The sequence below is a fragment of the Pseudomonas siliginis genome (genome assembly GCF_024072275.1).
Taxonomy (GTDB): Bacteria; Pseudomonadota; Gammaproteobacteria; order Pseudomonadales; family Pseudomonadaceae; genus Aquipseudomonas; species Aquipseudomonas siliginis.
In genome coordinates this window covers 5,320,869-5,343,213 of sequence record NZ_CP099598.1, presented here as the reverse complement: position 1 = coordinate 5,343,213, position 22,345 = coordinate 5,320,869, and the positions used below count along the sequence as shown (strand labels likewise).

Genomic DNA, 22,345 nt, shown 5'->3' with positions numbered 1-22,345 from the left:
GATGGGGAATCAGTCTAGGCAAGTATCGGGCAGTAAACCAGAGTGGTGTGCTGCCCGATAGCGTTCATCGCGGGTCAGTCGGCAGCGGGAGCTGCCGGGACCTGTATCGCGAGCTGGTCGGCCAGGCGCACGAATGCAGCCAGATCCAGCTGCTCGGGACGCAGGCTGCCATCGACGCCGGCGGCTTCGATTTCGGCATTGCTGAGCAATTGCTTGAGGGTGTTGCGCAAGGTTTTGCGGCGCTGATTGAAGGCTTCGCGTACCACGCGCTCCAGCAACTTGTGATCCTTGGCCGGGTGCGGCAGTACCGCGTGGGGCACCAGACGAACGATCGCCGAGTCGACTTTCGGCGGCGGGTTGAATGCGCCCGGGCCGACGTTGAACAGATGTTCCACGCGGCAATGGTACTGGACCATGATCGACAGACGACCCCAGTCACCGCCACCCGGGCCTGCGGCCAGGCGCTCGACCACTTCTTTCTGCAGCATGAAGTGCATGTCGCGAATGATGCCGGCGTTGTTCAACAGGTGAAAAATCAACGGCGTGGAGATGTTGTACGGCAGGTTGCCGACCACCCGCAGGCTGTTTGGCGCGGCGTTCAGTGTATTGAAGTCGAACTTCAGCGCATCGCCCTGATGCAGGTTGAAATTACTCATGCCGGCAAACTGCTGATTGAGGATCGGGATCAGATCCTTGTCCAGCTCCACTACGTCGAGTTGCGCGCCGGAGCCCAGCAAACCTTGGGTCAGCGCACCCTGACCGGGGCCGATTTCCAGCAGGCGGTCGTCAGGCTTGGCGTGGATGGAGCGCAGAATGCGGTCGATAACACCGGCATCGTGGAGAAAGTTCTGACCAAAGCGTTTGCGCGCCTTGTGTTGGTATTGCTCGTTCATAAACGGGTCTCGGCCATCTGGTAGGCGGTTTCCAGGGCGACTTGCAGGCTGCCGGTGTCGATCCTGCCGCTGCCGGCCAGATCCAGGGCGGTGCCATGGTCGACCGAGGTGCGGATGATCGGCAGGCCCAGCGTCACGTTGACGGCAGCGCCGAAGCCTTTGTACTTGAGCACGGGCAAGCCCTGGTCGTGGTACATCGCCAGCACTGCGTCGCAGTGCTCCAGATATTTGGGGGTAAACAGAGTGTCGGCAGGCAGCGGGCCACGAAGGTCCATGCCCTCGCCGCGCAGGCGCTCTAATGTCGGTTCGATGATGTCGATTTCTTCATGGCCCAAGTGGCCGCCTTCACCGGCATGCGGGTTGAGACCGCAGACCAGGATGCGGGGCCGGGCGATGCCGAATTTGTCTTGCAGGTCGGCGTGCAGGATTCGCGTGACCCGCTCCAGCCGCTCCGGGGTGATCGCGTCGGCAATCTCGCGCAGGGGCAGGTGGGTGGTGACCAGCGCCACGCGCAAACCGCGAGTGGCCAGCATCATCACTACCTGCGCGGTGTGCGTCAGGTCGGCGAGAAATTCTGTGTGTCCGGAGAACGCGATACCCGATTCGTTGATCACACCTTTGTGCACCGGCGCGGTGATCATCCCGGCGAAGTCGCCATTCAGGCAGCCGTTGCCGGCGCGGGTCAGGGTTTCGAGGACGAATGCCGCGTTGGCCTTGTCCAGTTGCCCGGCGATTACCGGTGCGCTGAGCGGCGTGTCCCAGACGTACAGGCTGTTGGCCGGTGCTGGAGCATCTGGCCACTGCCCCGGCGCGACATCCAGCAGATTGACGGCCAGCCCCAACTGCGCGGCCCGCTCAAGGAGCAGGTCGCGGCTGGTGATGGCAATCAGGGGGTGTGGCTGGGCTTGCGCGGCGAGCAGCAGGCACAGGTCGGGACCGATGCCGGCCGGTTCGCCGGGTGTCAGCGCGAAACGCTTGGGTTTCACTGCGCTGCCTGGTCTGCACCAGGAAGTTTGATCTCTACGTACGCTTCGTCACGTATCTGACGCAGCCAGGTTTGCAGCTCTTCATCGTATTTGCGGTTACGCAGTACGGACATCGCTTGCTGCTCACGGGCCTGTTCGGTGCCGTCAGTGGCGCGACGGCCAAGGACTTCCAGCACGTGCCAGCCGTATTGGGTCTGGAATGGCTTGGACAGCTGACCTTGTGGGGTCGAAGCCATCACTTCGCGGAATTCCGGTACCAGCACGTTCGGGTCGATCCAGTTCAGGTCGCCGCCGTTGAGGGCGGAACCCGGGTCTTCCGAGTAGTTTTTCGCCAGCTCGGCAAAGTCTTCGCCGGCGGTGATGCGGTCATACAACGATTGCACCAGTGCCTTGGTCTTGGCTTCGTCGCGGATCGGGCTCGGCTTGACCAGGATGTGGCGGACATGCACTTCGTCGCGCATCTGCGCTTCGCCGCCACGTTTGCCCAGCAGCTTCAGAATGATGAAGCCGCCCGGCGTGCGCGCAGGCTGAGTGATGTCGCCAACCGCCATGCTGCTCAGCTCACGATCGAACGGAGGTGGCAGTTGTGCGGCTTTACGCCAGCCCATCTCGCCGCCTTCCAGCGCGTTGTCGCTACCGGATTTGGCCACGGCCATCTGACCGAAGTCGGCGCCTTGCTTGAGCTGCTGGTATACATCCATCGCCTGACGATAAGCGCTCTGAATGGCTTCAGAGTTGGCGCTTTCCGGGGTCGGAATCAGGATGTTGGCCAAGTGCAGTTCTTCGGACAGCTGCATCTTACCGAGGTCGGAGGCGAGGAAGTTCTTCACTTCCTGCTCGGACACCTGGATACGCTCCGCCACACGACGCTGACGCACACGGCTGATGATCATTTCGCGCTTGATCTGATCACGGGCGTCGTCATAGTTCAGGCCGTCACGAGCCAGTGCAGCACGAAACTGATCGACACTCATGTTGTTGCGCTGAGCAATGGTGCCGACAGCCTGGTTCAACTCTTCGTCAGTGATGCGGATGCCGGAACGTTCGCCGATCTGCAGTTGCAGGTTTTCGACGATCAGACGCTCGAGCACTTGTTGATCCAGCACGCCTGGAGGCGGCAGACCGCCACCGCGCTTGGCGATGGTCTGCTGAACTTCGTGAACGCGTTGGTCCAGTTGGCTCTGCATGACCACGTCGTTATCGACGATCGCCACCACTTTATCGATGGACTGTACGGCGGCGTTGGCCGCCGTACCCAGGAACAGCGCGCCCAGCAGCACCGGGCGCAGACAATCAGAAAGCTTGGTCTTCACGTTCACGATAACCTTGAATGCCTTTGTCGAGGAAGCTCTCTACCTTGGCGCCAGTCAGGCCGCCGAGTCCCTTCAGAACAATTTGGAGGAAGATGCCATGGTCGCCTTTTTCGTTTTCCGGGGCGTTCTGACTGTTTTCGTCATAGGCGACCCAGTAACGGTTGATCAGGCGCAGTTTCCAGCAGCAGTTGTCGTATTCGAAACCACCGAAGGCTTCCAGCGTGCGATTGCGGTTGTAGTCGTACTGCCAGCGACTGATGGCGTTCCACTGCGGAACGATCGGCCAGATGACCGAGAAGTCATGCTGCTGGATCTTGTAGTAGTCCTTCACGTAGCCAGGTTGACCCGGGGTGCCGTAGTCGCCGCCGCCCACCGACCATTGACCAGTATTCTGATCGTATCGAACCTGGTCGTTGCGATAGCGGTAACCGGCGTTGATGACCTTGTTCGGGTTGTCCGCAGGCTGGTAATGGAACATCGCGCTGCCGGAGCGCGGGCTGCGGCTGTCCGGATCCCAGTTGTAATCGGCAGTGGCGCGCCAGTCACGGTTCCAGCGGTATTCATATTCGAGCGCGTACGGCGAAACACTGGATTTGGAGTCTTCACGAGTTTTCGCATCGATACCAGGCAATTGCACTTCGCGGTTCTTGAAGTAGTACGCCTGGCCCACGCTGATGCGCTGACGTTCAAACCCGTTTTCTTCGATCCAGCGACTGGTAACGCCCAGCGATAGTTTGTTCTCGTCGCCTACACGGTCGGCGCCGGAGAAGCGGTTGTCGCGGAACAGCGAAGAGTAATTGAAGGTATATTCGCTGGTGTCGAATACTGGAATGTCTTCCTGATCTGTCTCGGGAACATAGAGGTAGAACAGGCGTGGTTCCAGAGTCTGGCGGTAATTCTTGCCGAAGTAGGAAGTATCGCGATCGAAATACAGGCCGCTGTCGATGCTGGCAATCGGGACGCCGCGGCTCTGGTTGCTGTCGAACTTGCCGTAAAGCTTCTGGTTTTCCGGCGACAGCGCATCAATCTGGGATTTGCCGGTGTTATCCAGATCAAGCTGATACTGCGTGTACTGATACTTCAACGATGGTTTGAGGAAACCATAGGTCCAGTTCATCGGCAGGCTGACGCCCGGCTTCAGATTCAGGCGATCACCGTTAGCGCGGGCCAGACCGCTGATGTTTGTGTCCAGACGACGCTCGGCAATGCCATCTTCATTGATGAAGTCGCCATCACGTAGATCGCGATCGAAACGAACCAGCTCGGTCTCGTAATCGAAATTCAGACCTTCCGGATGGTACGGCAGCTGACCATTGAAGGTGATCTGCGGCAGACGACCATACGGTGTGATGTTGGAAACGGTAGCCAGCTGATATTGCTGAGCATTCAGGCGTGCGGTGTAGTTGTCGCCACGGTAGCTGACCGCACCCTGCTGATTGACGAAATCATCGCTCTTCACACCAATCTGATCGGTCTGCAGATCCTGGAAGTAATACGGATCGCTGATCTTGGTGTAATCAACTTCTGTGAGCACACGGGAATCGAGCCCGCCCTTGTGCTGCCAGTTGTACATATAGCGAGTGTCTTTGTAGTCGGACTGAAGCTTGCGATCGTCGTTCTCATCATTGAGGTACGCCGCACCGAACTGACCTTCACTCGACTTGGTCAGGTAGCGGAACTCACCCTCCACCAGCATGCCGCGCTTGCTCATGTAACGCGGGTACAACGTGGCGTCATAGTTCGGCGCCAGGTTGAAGTAGTACGGGGTGACCAGCATGAAGCCGGTGTCGCTGCCCGAACCGATGGTCGGCGGCAGGAAGCCTGACTGGCGACGGTCGTCGATCGGGAAGTAGATGTACGGGGTGTACAGAATCGGGATGTCTTTGACGCGCAACGTCACGTTGGTCGCGGTGCCGAAACCGGTCGCCGGGTTCAAGGTGATGTTGTTGCCCTTGAGCTGCCACGCGTTGCTGTTCGGTTCGCACGTGGTGTACGTGCCGTCCTTCAAGCGGATGATCGCGTTTTCGGCACGCTTGGCATACAGCGCGTTACCGCGGATGCGCGATTTGTGCATCACGTATTCGGCGTTGTCGACCTTGGCTTCACCAGTGTCGAGCTGTACATCGGCGTGGTCGCCGACGATCAGCGCGCCGTTGTCGCGGATGCGCACGTTGCCGGCCAGTTCGCCACGGCTCTCGGCCTGATACAGATTGGCCTCGTCGGCTTCGACCTGCATGCTGCCCTGACGCATGATCACGTCACCGGCAAGGCTGGCGACCTGGGTGTCCTGCTCGTAACGCGACGCTTTGGCACCGATGAAGGTCGGCGCGTCACTTTTATTCGTCTTGTCATTCATGCCAGGACGAATCGGTTCGATATAGGAACCAGAGCAGTAAGGACCGGTCTCGGCCAATTGCGCGGCGGTGAGCTTCTCGCGCGGAACCCAGTCGAGGTGACTGTAGTCTTCGCTACGGGATTTCAGGCCACGGCCCTTGGACTCGGTGACCAGTGCGGTTTTCGCGCCAGTGTCGGCGTCGGAACCCTTGTCGGCCGCAGGCTCGCCGGCGGCGCTGACGGCACTGCCGTCATGCACCGGACGCGGCGGCAATGCCGCGGCGGGCGACTTGGGCGCACAGTCCCAGCCACCCGTAGCCGAGACGGAGCAGTCATACTGCTCGGCGGCAACAACGAATTGACTGGCCAGAGGTTGCATAGCCAGCAGACTGCCGGTTACCAACAATGGAAATTTTTTACGAAACGCGGGGGATTTCAATGCCATCTTATTAGTCCGGGCTTCCTGCGTGCCATCTGCCCGCGGTGTGGGCCGCACGCCTCTCGATGGTCTGAAAAAGATGCTGGATAATAAAGCATGACCCGCTTGACGGCTAGCGCCGTCGGAGACCCTTGCAATGCCTGACCAAGATGTACGCTTGCAACACCTGAAAGTTTGGCTCGATGAGCAGTTGGCAAAGTTGTTTGCCGAGCAGGGCTGGGGCACCGTGCCCCCGGCCACGTTGACCGCGGCCAGCAGCGACGCGAGTTTCCGCCGCTACTTCCGCTGGGAGGGCGATGGTCGCAGCTTCGTCGTGATGGACGCGCCGCCACCCCAGGAAAACTGCAAACCGTTCGTGGATATCGCTTTTTTGCTGGCGAAATCCGGAATTAATGTGCCGAAAATTTACGCCGAAGACCTCGAACGCGGTTTTCTTTTGCTCAATGACCTGGGCAACAAGACCTATCTCGACGTCATCGATGGCGAAAATGCCGACGCGTTATTCCACGATGCCCTGCAAGCGCTGTTGGCTTTTCAACAGTTGCCGATGGTTGCGCCGTTGCCCAGTTACGACGTCGCCTTGTTGCGTCGTGAGCTTGAGTTGTTCCCCGAGTGGTACGTCAAGCATGAGCTGGGCGTCGAGTTCGATGCGGCCCAGCAGCAACAGTGGCAGCACATCAGCGAGCTCTTGATCGACAGCGCGCTGGCGCAGCCGAAAGTGCTGGTGCACCGCGACTACATGCCGCGCAACCTGATGCTCAGCGAGCCGAACCCTGGCGTGCTGGACTTCCAGGACGCGGTGTACGGCCCGGTGACCTACGACGTGACTTGCCTGTTCAAGGACGCTTTCCTCAGCTGGCCGGAAGAACGTGTACGCGGCTGGCTGGAAAGTTATTGGCAGCAAGCCTCGGCACTGGACATTCCGGTGCAAGCTGATTTCGAAGACTTCCTGCGCGCCAGCGACTTGATGGGCGTGCAGCGTCACCTGAAAGTCATCGGCATCTTCGCGCGTATCTGCCATCGCGATGGCAAGCCGCGTTATCTGGCCGATGTGCCGCGCTTCTTCACTTATATAGAAGCAGTGATCGCGCGCCGCCCTGAACTGGCGGAACTGCAAGCGCTGTTCAGCAGCTTGCGTGCTGGAGCGACGGCATGAAGGCAATGATTCTGGCAGCGGGCAAAGGCGAGCGCATGCGCCCGCTGACCCTGACTACGCCGAAACCGCTGGTGCGTGCCGCTGGCGTGCCGCTGATCGAGTATCACCTGCACGCCCTCGCGGCCGCAGGTTTCAACGAAGTCGTCATCAACCACGCCTGGCTTGGTCAGCAGATCGAGGATCATCTGGGTGACGGTTCGCGTTTCGGCCTGAGTATCCAGTACTCGCCGGAAGGCGAGCCGCTGGAAACCGGTGGCGGGATTTTCCGTGCGCTGCCGTTACTTGGTGACGATGCGTTTCTGGTGGTCAACGGCGACATCTGGACCGATTACGACTTCAGCGTGCTGCACCAGCCGATCAATGGCCTGGCGCATCTGGTGCTGGCGGACAATCCGGCGCATCACCCGAAAGGCGACTTCACTCTCATCGACGGCAAAGTGCAGGACGGCGAGCCTGATGCGCAGACGCTGACCTACAGCGGCATCGCCGTGCTGCATCCGCAGTTGTTCGATGGTTGCAGCGATGGCGCCTTCAAGCTCGCGCCTCTGCTGCGCAAGGCCATGGACAAAGATGAAGTGACGGGCGAGCGTCTGAAGGGGCATTGGGTGGATGTCGGTACCCACGAGCGTCTGGCCGAAGCCGAAGCCTTGATAAGAGCGAGTCACTGAGATGCTGTGGCCAGGGACTCTGATTGGAGCCGGAGTGGGGTACGCGATTGCCAGCATTCCGGGGGCCATGCTTGGGGCGTTGTTGGGGCAGGCGCTGGATCGGCGCCTGCACTTGCAGAGCTGGGGACACTTACGCGAAAAGCTCGGCGGCCGGCCGATGCTGCGTAACGATGAACTGCTGTTTGTGTTGCTCGGGCGTCTGGCCAAGAGCGACGGGCGCGTCACTGACGGGCATATCCAGCAGGCGCGCAATGAAATGCGCGCGCTGGAAATGAGCGAGCCGGCGACTCGGCGGGCGATTGCCGCGTTCAATCGCGGCAAGTCCGGCAGCGACAATCTGCGCGGCTATCTGCGTCGTTTGAGTGCGCAACCGCACGCGGCCGAAGGTGTGTTGCGCGCCTGTTGGCGAATGGTTTGGGCTGATGGTCGCGCCGGGGTCAGCGAACGCGAGTTGCTGGCGCAGTGGGGCAAGTGGCTCGGCTGGACGTCGCAGCAGGTGCAAGCGCTGGCCAGCGATTACGAGCCGGGCAAGCGGCCGATCGTCAGTGCGGCAGTGAGCTATCAGGAGGCGATGAAGCTGCTTGGGGTGTCGGCGAGCAGCGAGCCGGCACAGATCAAGCGCGCTTACCGGCGATTGCTCAGTCGCCATCACCCGGACAAAATCGCCGGCAGCGGGGCGACCCCGGCGCAGGTGCGTGACGCGACCGAGCGTACGCGGGAATTGCATAACGCCTATACGCTGATTCGCGAGCGGCGGGATTTTCGCTAGAAGTTAGATGGGTGTTGCTTGTGCTTGCCCCTTCGCGAGCAGGCTCGCTCCCACATTGAATTGTGCATAGATCCAATGTGGGAGCGAGCCTGCTCGCGAATTAAGGGCGATTCGGTGTGACAGTCAGTCAACAGCCTGAGGATTCAACCAGCCCCGCACCCGCCGAAACAACTGTTCCTGCTCAGCCTTCTTGTCCGGCAACACCTTCAGCGCCACCTGGCTGAACGCCGAGGTCTTCAGGCGCTTGCTCGCTTGCATGCGCTCCAGCGCTGCGTTGCGATCCAGCGCTCTGTCCATGTAGAAAATATCCACCGTCGGCAGCTTCAGTGTCGGCGTCAGTTCGGCGAGTGGCGGCAGGGCTTTGGCTGGTGCTTGCGCGTCAACCATGACCAGTTTTTCCACCTGCGGCGTTTGTCGCTCGCTGAGAAAACGCGCCGCCCAGTAGGCACCGGTGCCGTGACCGAGCACGACAATGCTGCGCGCGCTTTGCTGTTCGGCGTAGGCAATCGCCGCGTCGATCCGTCCGAAAATGCGCTCGGCGTCGGCTTTGGTTTGTTCTTCGCTGGTCTCGGCCACTACCTGTTCGGCGACTTCCGCTTCACCGCCAGCGGCCTGTTCGATCGGTTGTGCGGTGGTGGCGTCTTTGCTTGTGGTTTCCGGGGCTTTCGGCGCGGCGGCCGGTTCGATTACGCGCGGAGCAATGGCGTCGCTTTGCAGATCCGGCAGGGTGATGCTCAGGCTGCTCCACTCGGCATCCGGCAATTTGCCTCGCAACGGGCCAACTGCCTGCGGCCAGTCAGCGGTTTCGCCGGCACCGGGAACGATGATCACCGCGCCTTTGGGCTCGGCGCTGTTGGCCGGTTTCCACAGGGCGAGGAAAGTGTCGCTGCCAGCCTGCAGTTGTTGCTGCTCTTGCGCCGGCAGTTTACGTTGCAGTGCGGCGGCCTCTTCCTGACTACGCTCAAGCAGTGGCTGGCGCTCGGCCGGTTTTTCCTCGGCGGGTTTATCCGTGGCGGCGGGCGCCGGGTCGGCGGCTTCGACGGAAAACGCACAAGGCAGGATCAGCGACAGGCACAATGCTGGCAGTGCCAGGCGGTAGACAGAGGGCATCGGTTATTCCAGGCCAGAAAAGTATCCCGGCAGCCTAATGGGTTGGTCAGAATTTGTCAGTGTATGAGACTTCAATGAAGCGATTTTGCTGCCTGTGGGTTATCGGCTGTTTGTGGTTTCCCTTGATGGGCTGGGCGGCGCCTGCGCCGCCGGGCCATGCCGCGCAATTGTCGCCAGAGCAGCAGCAATGGCTGGCGCAGCACAACGAATTGCGCGTCGGCCTGGTCTTGCAGGCGCCTTACGCGACCTACGATCGGCGCTTGCAGCGATTGTCCGGGGCAAATGTCGAGTTGATGAAGCTGCTCGCCAGAACCTTGGGCGTGGAGCTGAGCTGGCGCAACTTCCAGGATCTCGGGGCGCTGGAAAACGCTTTGCGCGAGGGCGAGATCGACATCGCTCCGGGCCTCAGCCAGACCCCGAGCGCGCTGCGTCTCTGGCAGTTTTCCGACCCGTACATGCGCGTGCCGCAACTGGTGGTCAGCGATCAGAAAAGCAGCGGCGCGGTCGATCTGGAAAAGCTCGACAGCCAGACCCGCGTCGCCGTGCGTATGCCGAGCAGCACCGCCGATTATCTGCGCAGCAACTATCCGCACTTGAATCTGCAAGGCGTGCCGCTGGAGCGTCAGGCCTTGCAGCTGCTGTTGAGTCAGCAAGCCTCCTACGCGGTGGTCGACGAAGCGCAGTTGGGGCGTCTGTCGGTGGAGCCGGAGTTTGCCGAACTGGTGGTGGTCGGCGATATCGGCCTGCCGCAGTTGCTGCGCGTGGCCTCGCGGCGCGATTGGCCGGAACTGGCCGGCATCGTCCAGAGCGCCTTGCGCGCAATACCGGCCAAGGACCTGGAACAACTGCACAACCAATGGCTGCAGCCGAAATACCCACGGCTGACCGAGTCGCCGGGGTTCTGGCAGAACCTCAGCCTGTTGTTCGCGGTGATGCTGCTCAGTTGCGCGGCCATCGTGGTCTGGCAGCGGCGCCAACAGCACAGCCTCGAACAACGCCTGCTCAGCGCCCGCGAAGACATTGCGTTGCGCGCGGCCAGTGAAGAGGCGCTGCGGCTGACGCAGTTTTCCATCGATCAAAGCACCGTCGGCATCCTCTGGGTCAATTGGGACAGCCATGTGCGCTACGCCAACCGCGCAGCGGAAAACATGCTCGGCTATCCCTCGGGCGGGCTGATCGAACGGCCACTGATCGATTTCGAGCCCGGCCTGCACATGGATCGCTGGCTCAATCTGTGGAAGCGTGCGCGGGCCAGTGAAGAAGGGCCGCTGAGCTTCGAAACCAGCTGCCTGCGCGCCGATGGCAACGTACTGCCGGCCGACGTGTCTTTGAGTTTTCTGCGTTTTCGCGACAGTGAATATCTGGTGGTCTACCTCACCGACGTCACCGACCGCCGCCGCGCGCTCGCCGCTTTGCAGGAAAGCGAGGCGCGCCTGCAAGGCATCGCCGCCAACGTTCCGGGTCTGGTGTTCAGGCTGGAGCGGGCACCGGTCACCGGGCAGATCGACTTTGCCTACATCAGTGAGGGCAGCGAAAGTCTGGTCGGTTATGCACCGGCAGCCATCGCCCATCGCGACATGGGCCTGCGCAGTCTGGTGCACCCCGATGACAGGGCCAGTTATCACCGTACCCAGGATCAGGCGCTGGACACTGACAGCGATTGGTCGTGGCAGGGCCGCATCGTCACGCGCCGGGGCGAGCAGCGCTGGGCCGAGATCAAGGCGATCACCCGCCAGCTGGAGGATGGCGCCTACGTGTGGGACGGCATTGTCTGGGACATCAGCGAAAGCAAACGCATCGAGCTGGAACTGGCGGCCTCGCGCGAGCAACTGCGCGAACTGTCGGCGCACCTGGAAAGCGTGCGTGAAGAAGAGAAGGCGCGCATCGCCCGGGAAGTCCATGATGAGTTGGGACAGATGCTCACCGTGCTGAAACTGGAGACATCGATGTGCGAATTGGCCTACGCGCAACTCGATCCGGGACTCAACGAGCGGCTCAACAGCATGAAGCGCCTGATCGCACAGTTATTTCAGCTGGTGCGCGATGTGGCGACCGCGTTGCGTCCGCCGATTCTGGATGCCGGGATTGCCTCGGCCATCGAGTGGCAGGCGCGGCGTTTCGAGGCGCGCACGCAGATTCCGTGTCTGGTGCAGGTGCCGGACAATCTGCCGGCGCTCAGCGATGCCAAAGCGGTGGGGCTGTTCCGGATTCTGCAGGAAGCGCTGACCAACGTGATGCGCCATGCTCAGGCACATACGGTGGAGTTGACGCTGGCGCTGGATGGCGATGAATTGTGCCTGACGGTCAGCGATGATGGCGTAGGATTTGTCGCGGCCGAGGGTAGGCCGACGTCGTTTGGTCTGGTCGGTATGCGTGAGCGGGTGCTGATCATGGGCGGGCGGCTGGAGCTTGTGAGTGAGCCGGGGGAGGGCACCAGTCTTCAAGTGTGGGTGCCGGTAAGTGAGGTCTGAGGTTTTGTATTGTGAGTGCTGACGCCTTCGCGAGCAGGCTCGCTCCCACAGGGATTGGTGTGTACCTGAAATCTGGAGAAGAACGTGATCCGTGTACTGGTAGCCGAAGACCACACCATCGTCCGCGAGGGCATCAAGCAACTGATCGGCTTGGCCAAGGATCTGCAAGTGGTGGGGGAGGCGAGCAATGGCGAGCAACTGCTCGAAACCCTGCGCAGCGTGCCGTGCGAGGTGGTGCTGCTGGACATCTCCATGCCCGGCGTCAACGGCCTGGAAGCTATCCCGCGCATTCGTGCACTGAACAATCCGCCGGCGATTCTGGTGCTGTCGATGCACGACGAAGCGCAAATGGCCGCGCGCGCATTGAAGGTCGGCGCGGCCGGGTATGCGACCAAGGACAGCGATCCGGCGCTGCTGCTCACGGCGATCCGCAAAGTTGCGGCGGGCGGGCGTTACATTGACCCGGAACTGGCCGACCGCATGGTCTTCGAAGTCGGCCTGACCGATACCCGGCCGCTGCATTCGCTGTTGTCAGAACGCGAATTCTCGGTGTTCGAACGCCTGGCCCAAGGCGCCAACGTCAACGATATCGCCCAGCAACTGGCCTTGAGCAGCAAGACCATCAGCACGCACAAGGCGCGGCTGATGCAGAAGCTCAACATCACCTCGCTGGCGGAGCTGGTGAAATATGCGATGGAGCACAAACTCCTTTGACCGTCACCGCCCTCATGTGGGAGCGAGCCTGCTCGCGAAGGCGGCGTAACAGTCAGCCATTCAGTTTGATGACCCACCGCATTCGCGAGCAGGCTCGCTCCCACAGGTTCGGAGTTGGCATATCCATTAGCGACAGACGCTTTTGCCTTTACTAGCGGCTTGCAGCTTGCCCCTTGCCGCTGCGTTTGCCCAAACGCGCCATCCTTGTAGGGCATTCCCTACCCCCAACCTTCCATTGCGCTTAAGCGATTCTCTCCTGCACCCCGATTTGCGTGGCCGCCGCCAGCCACTAGGCTTGATGAACAAGCAGTCATCAACAACAAAGGTGTGGGTATGAGCCAGGTCGATACAAGCGCAGGGACCAGTGATGTGCTGGTCAGCTTTCGTGGTGTGCAGAAGAGCTACGACGGCGAGAACCTGATCGTCAAAGACCTCAACCTGGACATTCGCAAAGGCGAATTCCTCACCCTGCTCGGGCCGTCCGGTTCCGGCAAGACCACCAGCCTGATGATGCTCGCCGGATTCGAAACGCCGACCGCCGGTGAAATCCTCCTGTCCGGGCGTTCGATCAACAACGTGCCGCCGCACAAGCGCGATATCGGCATGGTGTTCCAGAACTACGCGTTGTTCCCGCACATGACTGTCGCGGAGAACCTTGCTTTCCCGTTGACCGTGCGCGGCTTGAATAAAAGCGATGTCAGCGAGCGGGTGAAGAAAGTTCTCAGCATGGTTCAGCTCGATGCCTTCGCCTCGCGTTATCCGGCGCAGTTGTCCGGCGGTCAGCAGCAGCGTGTGGCACTGGCCCGCGCGTTGGTGTTCGAGCCGCAACTGGTACTGATGGACGAACCGCTGGGCGCCCTCGACAAACAACTGCGTGAACACATGCAGATGGAGATCAAGCACCTGCACCAGCGCCTCGGCGTGACCGTGGTCTACGTGACCCACGACCAGGGCGAAGCACTGACCATGTCCGACCGCGTCGCGGTGTTCCATCAAGGCGAGATCCAGCAGATTGCGCCGCCGCGCACGCTCTACGAAGAGCCGAAAAACACCTTTGTCGCCAACTTCATTGGCGAGAACAACCGCCTCAACGGTCGCCTGCTCAGCCAGAGCGGCGAGCGCTGCGTGGTCGAGTTGGGTCGTGGCGAAAAGGTCGAGGCACTGGCAGTCAACGTTGGCCAGACCGGCGAGCCGGTGACCCTGTCGATCCGTCCGGAGCGCGTCAGCCTCAACGGTTCGAGCGATCAATGCGTCAACCGCTTCTCAGGGAGGGTGGCGGAATTCATCTATCTGGGCGACCACGTCCGGGTGCGCCTGGAAGTCTGCGGCAAGACCGACTTCTTCGTGAAACAACCGATTGCCGAGCTCGATCCTGCGCTCAGCGTCGGCGACGTGGTACCGCTTGGCTGGCAGATCGAGCACGTTCGTGCGCTCGATCCGCTTTTAGAGGCGCACTAAGCGCCCCGGCAATACCAACACCAACCCTGCACGTGGAGAGAACAATAAATGTTGAGATCCCTGAAGTTCACCGCCCTGACTCTGGGCCTGATGGGTGCGACCGGCGCAATGGCCGCCGGCCCGGACTTGACCGTGGTGTCGTTTGGCGGGGCGAACAAGGCGGCGCAAGTCAAAGCCTTCTATGCACCGTGGGAAGCGGCGGGTAACGGCAAGATCGTCGCTGGCGAATACAACGGCGAGATGGCCAAGGTCAAAGCCATGGTCGACACCAAGAGCGTGTCGTGGGATCTGGTCGAAGTTGAATCGCCAGAGCTGTCCCGGGGTTGCGACGAAGATATGTTCGAGCAACTCGACCCGGCCCTGTTCGGCAAGACCGAAGACTACGTCAAAGGCGCCATTCAGCCGTGCGGCGTAGGTTTCTTCGTCTGGTCGACCGTACTGGCTTACAACGCTGACAAGCTGAAAACCGCGCCGACCAGTTGGGCGGATTTCTGGGACACCAAGAAATTCCCGGGCAAGCGCGGCCTGCGCAAAGGCGCCAAGTACACCCTCGAATTCGCTTTGATGGCCGACGGTGTGGCGCCGAAAGACGTCTACAAAGAGCTGGCAAGCAAGGGTGGCCAGGATCGCGCGTTCAAGAAACTCGATGAGCTCAAGCCAAGCATTCAGTGGTGGGAAGCCGGTGCACAACCGCCGCAATACCTCGCTTCCGGTGACGTGGTGATGAGCTCGGCGTACAACGGTCGCATTGCGGCGGTGCAGAAAGAATCCAACCTGAAAGTGGTGTGGAACGGCGGCATCTACGACTTCGACGCCTGGGCCATCCCGAAAGGTCTGGATGCCAAACGCGCGGAAGCGGCGAAGAAATTCATCGCCTTCTCGGTGCAGCCGCAGCAGCAAAAGACCTACTCGGAAAACATCGCCTACGGCCCGGCCAACACCCAAGCCGTGCCGCTGCTGGCCAAGGATGTCCTGAAAGACATGCCGACCACCCCGGAAAACATCGCCAACCAGGTGCAGATCGACGTCAGCTTCTGGGCTGACAACGGCGAGCAACTGGAACAGCGCTTCAATTCCTGGGCGGCGAAATAACCACTTATTTACCTGTATGGAGATGGCAAGGGGGCTTTTGTGGTGAGGGGATTTATCCCCGTCGGGTTGCGAAGCAGCCCCAAAGCCATACCCGCTCGGTGGGTCAGATAAACCGCATTCTCAGGTTTTACGACTGCTGCGCAGCCGAACGGGGATAAATCCCCTCGCCACCAGGCTCGCTCCCACAGGTAGCAGTGTTTCAACGCAACAGAGGTGGTTCGCCACCTCTGTAACGATCAAAGATTTGCGGAGTACGTCATGGCCATCGCCGTTCCCCTGAACGAGGGCAACAGCCCCACCTTGAAGCAGAAGCTCAAGCACGCCGAGCGGGTCAACCGCTGGAAGGCCCAGGCACTGATTGCGCCGCTGGTGCTGTTTCTGCTGCTGGTGTTTCTGGTGCCGATCGTGGCGCTGCTCTATAAAAGCGTCGGCAACCCGGAAGTGGTTGGCGGCATGCCGCGCACTGTCACTGCCATCGCGAGTTGGGACGGCCGTGGTCTGCCGGCCGAGCCGGTGTACAAGGCTGCCAGCGAAGACCTCGCCGAAGCCCGCAAAAACCAGACGCTGGGCGATCTGTCCAAGCGCTTGAACATGGAGTTGGCCGGCTACCGCAGCCTGCTGACCAAAACCGCCCGCGCGCTGCCGTTCGCCAGCGAACCGGCCTCCTACAAGGAAGCGCTGGAAGCGCTCGACGAACGCTGGGGCGACCCGGCCTACTGGCAAGCGGTGAAACGCAACACCAGCAGCATCACTCCGTATTACCTGCTGGCGGCGGTCGATCACCGTATCGATGACCTTGGCGAACTGGCCCCGGCCACCCCGGATCAGGCTATCTACCTCGACATCTTCGCCCGCACCTTCTGGATGGGCCTGGTCATCACCGCGATCTGCCTGCTGCTCGCCTATCCATTGGCCTACCTGCTGGCGAACCTGCCTTCGCGGCAGAGCAACCTGCTGATGATCCTGGTGCTGCTGCCGTTCTGGACCTCGATTCTGGTGCGGGTCGCCGCGTGGATCGTGCTGCTGCAATCCGGCGGCCTGATCAACAGTGCGCTGCTGGCCATGGGCATCATCGATAAACCGCTGGAACTGGTGTTCAACCGCACCGGCGTGTACATCTCGATGGTGCACATTCTGCTGCCGTTCATGATTCTGCCGATCTACAGCGTGATGAAAGGCATCTCGCCGACCTACATGCGCGCGGCGATTTCCCTCGGCTGTCATCCGTTCGCCAGTTTCTGGCGGGTGTACTTCCCGCAGACCTACGCCGGCGTTGGCGCCGGCTGCCTGTTGGTGTTCATCCTCGCCATCGGCTACTACATCACCCCGGCGCTGCTCGGCAGCCCGAACGACCAAATGGTCAGCTACTTCGTCGCTTTCTACACCAACACCAGCATCAACTGGGGCATGGCCACCGCGCTCGGCGGCTTGCTGTTGCTGGCGACCGTGGTGCTTTATCTGATCTACAGCTGGCTGGTCGGCGCCAGTCGCCTGCGCCTGAGCTAAGGGGAATTTGCGATGCTGAGTCCTTACATGTCGCCCATTGAACGGGTGTGGTTCTACAGCCTGCGGATCCTCTGCGGCCTGATTCTGTTGTTTCTGATCCTGCCGGTGCTGGTGATCATTCCGCTGTCGTTCAACTCGGGGAGTTTCCTGGTCTATCCGCTGCAGGGTTTCTCGCTGCAGTGGTACCACGACTTCTTCGCCTCGGCGGAATGGATGCGTGCACTGAAGAACAGCATCATCGTCGCCCCGGCGGCGACGGTGCTGGCGATGATCTTCGGCACCTTGGCGGCGATCGGCCTGACCCGTGGCGACTTCCCCGGCAAGTCGCTGGTGATGGCGCTGGTGATTTCACCGATGGTGGTGCCGGTGGTGATCATCGGCGTGGCGAGTTATCTGTTCTTCGCGCCACTGGGGCTGGGTAACAGCTTCTTCTCGCTGATCGTCGTGCATGCGGTATTGGGTGTGCCGTTTGTGATCATCACCGTGTCGGCGACGTTGCAGGGCTTCAATCACAATCTGGTGCGTGCTGCTGCGAGTCTCGGTGCATCGCCGCTGACTGCATTCCGCCGGGTGACCTTGCCGCTGATTGCGCCGGGAGTGATTTCCGGGGCGCTGTTTGCCTTTGCGACTTCTTTCGATGAGGTGGTGGTGACGCTGTTTCTCGCCGGGCCTGAGCAGGCGACATTGCCTCGGCAGATGTTCAGCGGGATTCGCGAAAACCTCAGCCCGACGATTGCAGCGGCGGCGACGTTACTGATTGCCTTCTCGGTGATTCTGCTGCTGACCCTGGAATGGCTGCGCGGGCGTAGCGAGAAACTGCGTACTGCGCAGGTCTGAGATCAAGGTCAAAAGCCACCCCTCACCCCAGCCCTCTCCCCAAGGGGGCGAGGGGGAAGGGAGCAGATCTTCGAGGCTTTCGCGGCCGGAGTTCGACTCGGTAATTCAGGTCGATGTATTTCGAGAGTACAACCCGGTCAGTCCCCTCTCCCTCCGGGAGAGGGTTAGGGTGAGGGGCTCTTGATCTTCCTATCCGATCAACCATTCACACCCTGAATAGCAGACAACCCCAAATCCCCAGCTAATCTTGTGCCCAGCTCCCACATCTATAAGAGGCTGCGCACCATGAGTCTGTCCCAGTTCAAAATCGCTCATAAACTGATCACCGGCGCCGCAGCCATCGAACAACTGGCCGCCGAACTCACCCGTCTGGACATCGATAACCCGCTGATCGTCACCGACGCCGCGCTGGTCAAGTCCGGTACTGTCGAGCTGGCGCTGGTGCAACTCGGCGGGCGCGAATACGAGATTTTCGACCGTGTGCTGCCCGATCCGGAAATCGCCATCGTCGAAGACTGCATGCGCGCCTATCGCGAGGGCGGCCATGACGGTTTGATCGGCCTCGGGGGCGGCAGCGCCATCGATATTGCCAAAAGTGTCGCCGCCTACGCCGGATATCACGGCGCGCTGGAAGATCTGTTCGGCGTCGATCAGGTGCCGCGCAAAGGCCCGCCGCTGATCGCCATCCCGACCACCGCCGGCACCGGCTCTGAAGTCACCAACGTGGCAATCCTCTCGGACAAGGTCGCGCAGGTGAAGAAAGGCATCGTCAGCGACTATCTGTTGCCGGACGTGGCGCTGGTCAGTCCGCAAATGACCCTGACCTGTCCGCGCAGTGTTACCGCCGCCAGTGGTGTCGATGCACTGGTGCACGCCATCGAATCCTACCTGTCGGTGAATGCCTCGCCGATCACCGACTCCCTCGCCATTGGCGCAATCAAGTTGATCGCCAGCGCCTTGCCCAAGGCCTACGCCAACGGCGCCAACCTGCAAGCCCGCGAAGACATGGCCACCGCCAGCCTCATGGCCGGCATGGCGTTCGGTAACGCCGGGGTCGGTGCGGTGCATGCGTTGGCGTATCCGCTGGGCGGGCGCTTCAACATTGCCCACGGTGTCAGCAACGCCTTGCTGCTGCCCTATGTGATGACCTGGAACAAAATGGCCTGTGTCGAACGCATGCAGGATATTGCCGAAGCCATGGGCGTGAAGACCGCGCATCTGAGCGCCAGCGAAGCCGCGGACAAAGCCGTGCAGGCCATGACCGACCTGTGCGCGGCAGTGGAAATCCCTGCCGGGCTGCGCAGTTTCGGCGTGCCGGAGGAAGCAATTCCGGCGATGGCCGTGGAGGCCGCCGGCATCGAGCGCTTGATGCGCAACAACCCGCGCAAACTCAGCGCCGGCGACATCGAGAAGATCTACCGCGCGGCTTACTGAGGCGCGGGCGCTGAGGGCACATGGCACAACCCAATCATCGCGGTCCCGGTGCGCGCGTGGAAACTTGAGGTATACAATGCGCGCCATCGTGATTTAGCTCAGCACAGGTGCGTCATGCAGCCCTTCGTAATTGCTCCGTCGATCCTCTCCGCCGACTTCGCCCGCCTCGGCGAGGAAGTGGACAACGTTCTCGCCGCCGGCGCCGACTTCGTCCACTTCGATGTCATGGACAACCACTACGTGCCCAACCTGACGATCGGCCCGATGGTCTGCGCGGCGCTGCGCAAGTACGGCGTCACCGCGCCGATCGACGCGCACCTGATGGTCAGCCCGGTGGACCGCATCGTCGGCGACTTCATCGAAGCCGGCGCGACTTACATCACCTTCCACCCGGAAGCCACTTTGCACGTCGATCGCTCGCTGCAACTGATCCGCGAAGGTGGTTGCAAATCCGGTCTGGTGTTCAACCCGGCGACCCCGCTGGACGTGCTCAAGTACGTGATCGACAAGGTCGACATGGTCCTGCTGATGAGCGTCAACCCGGGCTTCGGTGGGCAGAAGTTCATTCCCGGCACCCTCGACAAATTGCGTGAAGCGCGGGCGATCATCGACGCTTCCGGTCGCGACATCCGTCTGGAAATCGACGGCGGCGTCAACGTCAACAACATCCGCGAAATTGCCGCTGCTGGCGCCGATACCTTCGTCGCCGGCTCGGCCATTTTCAACGCGCCAAACTATCAGGAAGTCATCGACAAGATGCGTTCCGAACTGGCACTGGCGCGCCCATGAGCGGTTTTGAGCAGTTGTTCCCGGGGCAGTTGCCACGGTTGGTGATGTTCGATCTGGATGGCACGCTGATCGATTCGGTTCCCGACCTGGCAGCGGCGGTGGACACCATGCTGCTCTCCCTCGGCCGTCCGCCGGCAGGTATCGAAGCGGTGCGCGAATGGGTCGGCAATGGCGCGCCGGTGCTGGTGCGTCGGGCCTTGGCGGGTGGTATCGATCACTCGGCAGTGGACGACGCTGAAGCCGAGCGCGCACTGGAGATTTTCATGGAGGCGTACGGCGCCAGCCATGAACTGACCGTGGTCTATCCCGGTGTGCGCGACACGCTCAAGTGGCTGCACAAACAAGGCGTGGCCATGGCGTTGATCACCAACAAGCCGGAGCGCTTCGTCGCGCCGCTGCTCGATCAGATGAAAATCGGCCGCTACTTCAAGTGGATCATCGGCGGCGATACCCTGCCGCAGAAGAAGCCTGACCCGGCGGCGCTGTTTTTCGTGATGAAAATGGCCAACATTCCGGCCTCGCAATCGTTGTTCGTCGGCGACTCTCGCAGTGATGTGCAGGCCGCGAAAGCAGCGGGGGTCAAGTGTGTGGCGCTGAGTTACGGCTACAACCATGGCCGGCCGATTGCCGAGGAATCGCCGGCACTGGTGATCGACGATTTGCGCAAACTAATTCCCGGTTGCCTGGATCTGGCTGGTGGGATAACGTTGCCCGACGCTGTTCAACCCCCTTCTGGAAACGCCATCGTGGTGGTCACCCGCAAACTCTGGATGAAAGTCATCAAGGCCCTGGCCCGCTGGCGTTGGCGCGCCTGACTGATTCTGGCCGGCCCTGCCGGCGCGTTTGCATACCTGACTGATTGCACCTCACCCCACGAGGCACTTTATGAATCGCGAAGAATTCCTGCGTCTGGCCGCTGACGGCTATAACCGCATCCCGTTGGCCTGCGAAACCCTGGCCGACTTCGACACGCCGCTGTCGATCTACCTGAAACTGGCCGACCAGCCCAACTCCTACCTGCTCGAATCGGTGCAGGGCGGCGAGAAATGGGGCCGTTACTCGATCATCGGCCTGCCGTGCCGCACCGTGCTGCGCGTACATGACCATCACGTCAGCATCACCGTTGATGGCGTCGAGACCGAAAGCCATGACGTCGAAGACCCGCTGGCCTTCGTTGAAACCTTCAAAGCGCGCTACAACGTGCCGACCATCGCCGGCCTGCCGCGCTTCAACGGTGGACTGGTCGGTTACTTCGGTTACGACTGTGTGCGCTATGTCGAGAAGCGTCTGGGCAAATGCCCGAACCCGGATCCGCTGGGCGTGCCGGACATTCTGCTGATGGTTTCCGACGCCGTTGTAGTGTTCGACAACCTGGCCGGCAAGATGCATGCGATCGTCCTCGCCGACCCGGCCCAGGCCGATGCCTTCGAGCAAGGTCAGGCGCGTTTGCAGGAACTGCTCGAGCAACTGCGTCAGCCGATCACCCCGCGTCTTGGCCTGGATTTCAGCAAACAGCGATCCGCCGATCCGGTGTTTCGTTCCAGCTTCACTCAGGACGATTACGAAAAAGCCGTCGACACCATCAAGGAATACATCCTTGCTGGCGACTGCATGCAGGTGGTGCCGTCGCAGCGCATGTCGATCGACTTCAAGGCTGCGCCGATCGATCTGTATCGCGCGCTGCGTTGCTTCAACCCGACGCCGTACATGTACTTCTTCAACTTCGGCGATTTCCACGTCGTCGGCAGTTCGCCGGAAGTGCTGGTGCGCGTCGAAGACAATCTGATCACCGTGCGCCCGATCGCCGGCACGCGCCCACGCGGCGCCACCGAAGAAGCCGATGTGGCGCTGGAGCAGGACCTGCTCTCGGATGACAAGGAAATCGCCGAGCACTTGATGCTGATCGATCTGGGCCGCAACGATACCGGCCGCGTTTCGGAAATCGGCTCGGTGAAGCTCACCGAGAAAATGGTCATCGAGCGTTATTCCAATGTGATGCACATCGTCTCCAACGTCACCGGCCAGTTGAAGTCGGGCCTGACCGCGATGGACGCACTGCGGGCGATTCTGCCGGCGGGTACGTTGTCGGGCGCGCCGAAGATTCGCGCGATGGAAATCATCGACGAACTGGAACCGGTCAAGCGCGGTGTGTACGGCGGTGCGGTCGGTTACTTCGCCTGGAACGGCAACATGGACACCGCCATTGCCATTCGCACGGCGGTGATCAAGAACGGTGAATTGCACGTGCAGGCCGGCGGCGGCATCGTCGCCGACTCGGTGCCGGCGCTGGAATGGGAAGAAACCCTGAACAAACGCCGCGCGATGTTCCGCGCCGTGGCCCTGGCCGAGCAAACCCCGGACGCCTGATCCACGCAA

Annotated in this window: 18 protein-coding genes; 13 read left to right on the top strand and 5 right to left on the bottom strand. The window is 61.1% G+C overall.

Going from position 1 to position 22,345, the window contains the following annotated elements; genetic code table 11:
- Positions 1–74: 74 nt before the first annotated feature.
- From rsmA to NF676_RS24590, 4 genes are read right to left on the bottom strand one after another with little or no spacing between them, the layout of a single operon-like run.
- Positions 75–893 carry a 16S rRNA (adenine(1518)-N(6)/adenine(1519)-N(6))-dimethyltransferase RsmA gene (rsmA, locus tag NF676_RS24605; RefSeq protein WP_041476699.1) on the bottom strand — a complete coding sequence of 273 codons (819 nt, stop codon included), beginning with the start codon at positions 891–893 and terminating at the stop codon, positions 75–77.
- Positions 890–1,879: a 4-hydroxythreonine-4-phosphate dehydrogenase PdxA gene (pdxA, locus tag NF676_RS24600; RefSeq protein ID WP_056786671.1), complete on the bottom strand. Its 990-nt coding sequence runs from the start codon at positions 1,877–1,879 to the stop codon at positions 890–892. Before pdxA ends, rsmA begins: the two co-directional genes overlap by 4 nt.
- Complete coding sequence (surA, locus tag NF676_RS24595) at positions 1,876–3,198, bottom strand: peptidylprolyl isomerase SurA (protein WP_252886887.1); 1,323 nt, start codon at positions 3,196–3,198, stop codon at positions 1,876–1,878. The genes pdxA and surA overlap by 4 nt, the downstream gene beginning before the upstream one ends.
- Positions 3,173–5,971 carry an LPS-assembly protein LptD gene (locus NF676_RS24590; RefSeq protein WP_095181412.1) on the bottom strand — a complete coding sequence of 933 codons (2,799 nt, stop codon included), beginning with the start codon at positions 5,969–5,971 and terminating at the stop codon, positions 3,173–3,175. The genes surA and NF676_RS24590 overlap by 26 nt, the downstream gene beginning before the upstream one ends.
- 130 nt (positions 5,972–6,101) lie before the next feature.
- Here NF676_RS24590 and NF676_RS24585 point away from each other — a divergent pair, with 130 nt between their 5' ends.
- Genes NF676_RS24585 through NF676_RS24575 form a run of 3 tightly spaced genes read left to right on the top strand, consistent with a single transcriptional unit; the run spans position 6,102 to position 8,558 of the window.
- Positions 6,102–7,121: an aminoglycoside phosphotransferase family protein gene (locus NF676_RS24585; RefSeq protein WP_252886886.1), complete on the top strand. Its 1,020-nt coding sequence runs from the start codon at positions 6,102–6,104 to the stop codon at positions 7,119–7,121.
- Positions 7,118–7,789 carry an N-acetylmuramate alpha-1-phosphate uridylyltransferase MurU gene (gene murU, locus NF676_RS24580; RefSeq protein WP_150743532.1) on the top strand — a complete coding sequence of 224 codons (672 nt, stop codon included), beginning with the start codon at positions 7,118–7,120 and terminating at the stop codon, positions 7,787–7,789. Before NF676_RS24585 ends, murU begins: the two co-directional genes overlap by 4 nt.
- 1 nt (position 7,790) lies before the next feature.
- A complete protein-coding gene (locus NF676_RS24575) occupies positions 7,791–8,558 on the top strand; it encodes a TerB family tellurite resistance protein (protein ID WP_252876997.1) in 768 nt (255 codons plus the stop codon).
- Positions 8,559–8,681: 123 nt separating this feature from the next.
- On the opposite strand, the gene NF676_RS24570 is transcribed toward NF676_RS24575, so the two are convergent.
- Positions 8,682–9,668 (bottom strand): alpha/beta hydrolase family protein, encoded by a 987-nt coding sequence (locus tag NF676_RS24570; protein ID WP_236167646.1) that lies wholly within the window; start codon positions 9,666–9,668, stop codon positions 8,682–8,684.
- A gap of 74 nt (positions 9,669–9,742) precedes the next feature.
- Here NF676_RS24570 and NF676_RS24565 point away from each other — a divergent pair, with 74 nt between their 5' ends.
- The 10 genes from NF676_RS24565 (at position 9,743) to trpE (ending at position 22,336) form a co-directional block, all read left to right on the top strand.
- Entirely contained in the window at positions 9,743–12,139 is a 2,397-nt protein-coding gene (locus tag NF676_RS24565) for a PAS domain-containing sensor histidine kinase (RefSeq protein WP_252886885.1), read from the top strand.
- Positions 12,140–12,223: 84 nt separating this feature from the next.
- The gene (locus NF676_RS24560) at positions 12,224–12,853 is read left to right on the top strand and encodes a response regulator (protein WP_003228820.1); all 630 of its coding nucleotides are present in this window, start codon (positions 12,224–12,226) and stop codon (positions 12,851–12,853) included.
- 333 nt (positions 12,854–13,186) lie between these two features.
- Positions 13,187–14,311: an ABC transporter ATP-binding protein gene (locus NF676_RS24555; RefSeq protein WP_252868383.1), complete on the top strand. Its 1,125-nt coding sequence runs from the start codon at positions 13,187–13,189 to the stop codon at positions 14,309–14,311.
- Between the two features lie 48 nt (positions 14,312–14,359).
- Positions 14,360–15,403, top strand: coding sequence for an ABC transporter substrate-binding protein (locus tag NF676_RS24550; protein WP_016772907.1), 1,044 nt, complete (start codon positions 14,360–14,362; stop codon positions 15,401–15,403).
- 258 nt (positions 15,404–15,661) lie between these two features.
- Entirely contained in the window at positions 15,662–16,909 is a 1,248-nt protein-coding gene (locus NF676_RS24545; protein WP_252886884.1) for an ABC transporter permease, read from the top strand.
- Positions 16,910–16,921: 12 nt separating this feature from the next.
- Complete coding sequence (locus NF676_RS24540; protein WP_016772909.1) at positions 16,922–17,746, top strand: ABC transporter permease; 825 nt, start codon at positions 16,922–16,924, stop codon at positions 17,744–17,746.
- 285 nt (positions 17,747–18,031) lie between these two features.
- Positions 18,032–19,180, top strand: coding sequence for an iron-containing alcohol dehydrogenase (locus NF676_RS24535; protein ID WP_252868381.1), 1,149 nt, complete (start codon positions 18,032–18,034; stop codon positions 19,178–19,180).
- A 114-nt stretch (positions 19,181–19,294) separates the two neighbouring features.
- Positions 19,295–19,969, top strand: a complete 675-nt coding sequence (gene rpe / locus NF676_RS24530) for a ribulose-phosphate 3-epimerase (RefSeq protein WP_007918813.1) — start codon at positions 19,295–19,297, stop codon at positions 19,967–19,969.
- A complete protein-coding gene (locus tag NF676_RS24525; RefSeq protein ID WP_041476686.1) occupies positions 19,966–20,784 on the top strand; it encodes a phosphoglycolate phosphatase in 819 nt (272 codons plus the stop codon). The genes rpe and NF676_RS24525 overlap by 4 nt, the downstream gene beginning before the upstream one ends.
- 70 nt (positions 20,785–20,854) lie before the next feature.
- The gene (gene trpE, locus NF676_RS24520) at positions 20,855–22,336 is read left to right on the top strand and encodes an anthranilate synthase component I (RefSeq protein WP_252886883.1); all 1,482 of its coding nucleotides are present in this window, start codon (positions 20,855–20,857) and stop codon (positions 22,334–22,336) included.
- The last annotated feature ends 9 nt before the right edge of the window (positions 22,337–22,345 follow it).

What these genes read in the sequence shown, in the direction of transcription:
- rsmA (WP_041476699.1), bottom strand. Translation starts at nt 893, where the DNA reads ATGAACGAGCAATACCAACACAAGGCGCGCAAACGCTTTGGTCAGAAC.
- NF676_RS24590 (WP_095181412.1), bottom strand. Translation starts at nt 5,971, where the DNA reads ATGGCATTGAAATCCCCCGCGTTTCGTAAAAAATTTCCATTGTTGGTA.
- NF676_RS24585 (WP_252886886.1), top strand. Translation starts at nt 6,102, where the DNA reads ATGCCTGACCAAGATGTACGCTTGCAACACCTGAAAGTTTGGCTCGAT.
- murU (WP_150743532.1), top strand. Translation starts at nt 7,118, where the DNA reads ATGAAGGCAATGATTCTGGCAGCGGGCAAAGGCGAGCGCATGCGCCCG.
- NF676_RS24575 (WP_252876997.1), top strand. Translation starts at nt 7,791, where the DNA reads ATGCTGTGGCCAGGGACTCTGATTGGAGCCGGAGTGGGGTACGCGATT.
- NF676_RS24570 (WP_236167646.1), bottom strand. Translation starts at nt 9,668, where the DNA reads ATGCCCTCTGTCTACCGCCTGGCACTGCCAGCATTGTGCCTGTCGCTG.
- NF676_RS24565 (WP_252886885.1), top strand. Translation starts at nt 9,743, where the DNA reads ATGAAGCGATTTTGCTGCCTGTGGGTTATCGGCTGTTTGTGGTTTCCC.
- NF676_RS24555 (WP_252868383.1), top strand. Translation starts at nt 13,187, where the DNA reads ATGAGCCAGGTCGATACAAGCGCAGGGACCAGTGATGTGCTGGTCAGC.
- NF676_RS24550 (WP_016772907.1), top strand. Translation starts at nt 14,360, where the DNA reads ATGTTGAGATCCCTGAAGTTCACCGCCCTGACTCTGGGCCTGATGGGT.
- NF676_RS24545 (WP_252886884.1), top strand. Translation starts at nt 15,662, where the DNA reads ATGGCCATCGCCGTTCCCCTGAACGAGGGCAACAGCCCCACCTTGAAG.
- NF676_RS24540 (WP_016772909.1), top strand. Translation starts at nt 16,922, where the DNA reads ATGCTGAGTCCTTACATGTCGCCCATTGAACGGGTGTGGTTCTACAGC.
- NF676_RS24535 (WP_252868381.1), top strand. Translation starts at nt 18,032, where the DNA reads ATGAGTCTGTCCCAGTTCAAAATCGCTCATAAACTGATCACCGGCGCC.
- rpe (WP_007918813.1), top strand. Translation starts at nt 19,295, where the DNA reads ATGCAGCCCTTCGTAATTGCTCCGTCGATCCTCTCCGCCGACTTCGCC.
- NF676_RS24525 (WP_041476686.1), top strand. Translation starts at nt 19,966, where the DNA reads ATGAGCGGTTTTGAGCAGTTGTTCCCGGGGCAGTTGCCACGGTTGGTG.
- trpE (WP_252886883.1), top strand. Translation starts at nt 20,855, where the DNA reads ATGAATCGCGAAGAATTCCTGCGTCTGGCCGCTGACGGCTATAACCGC.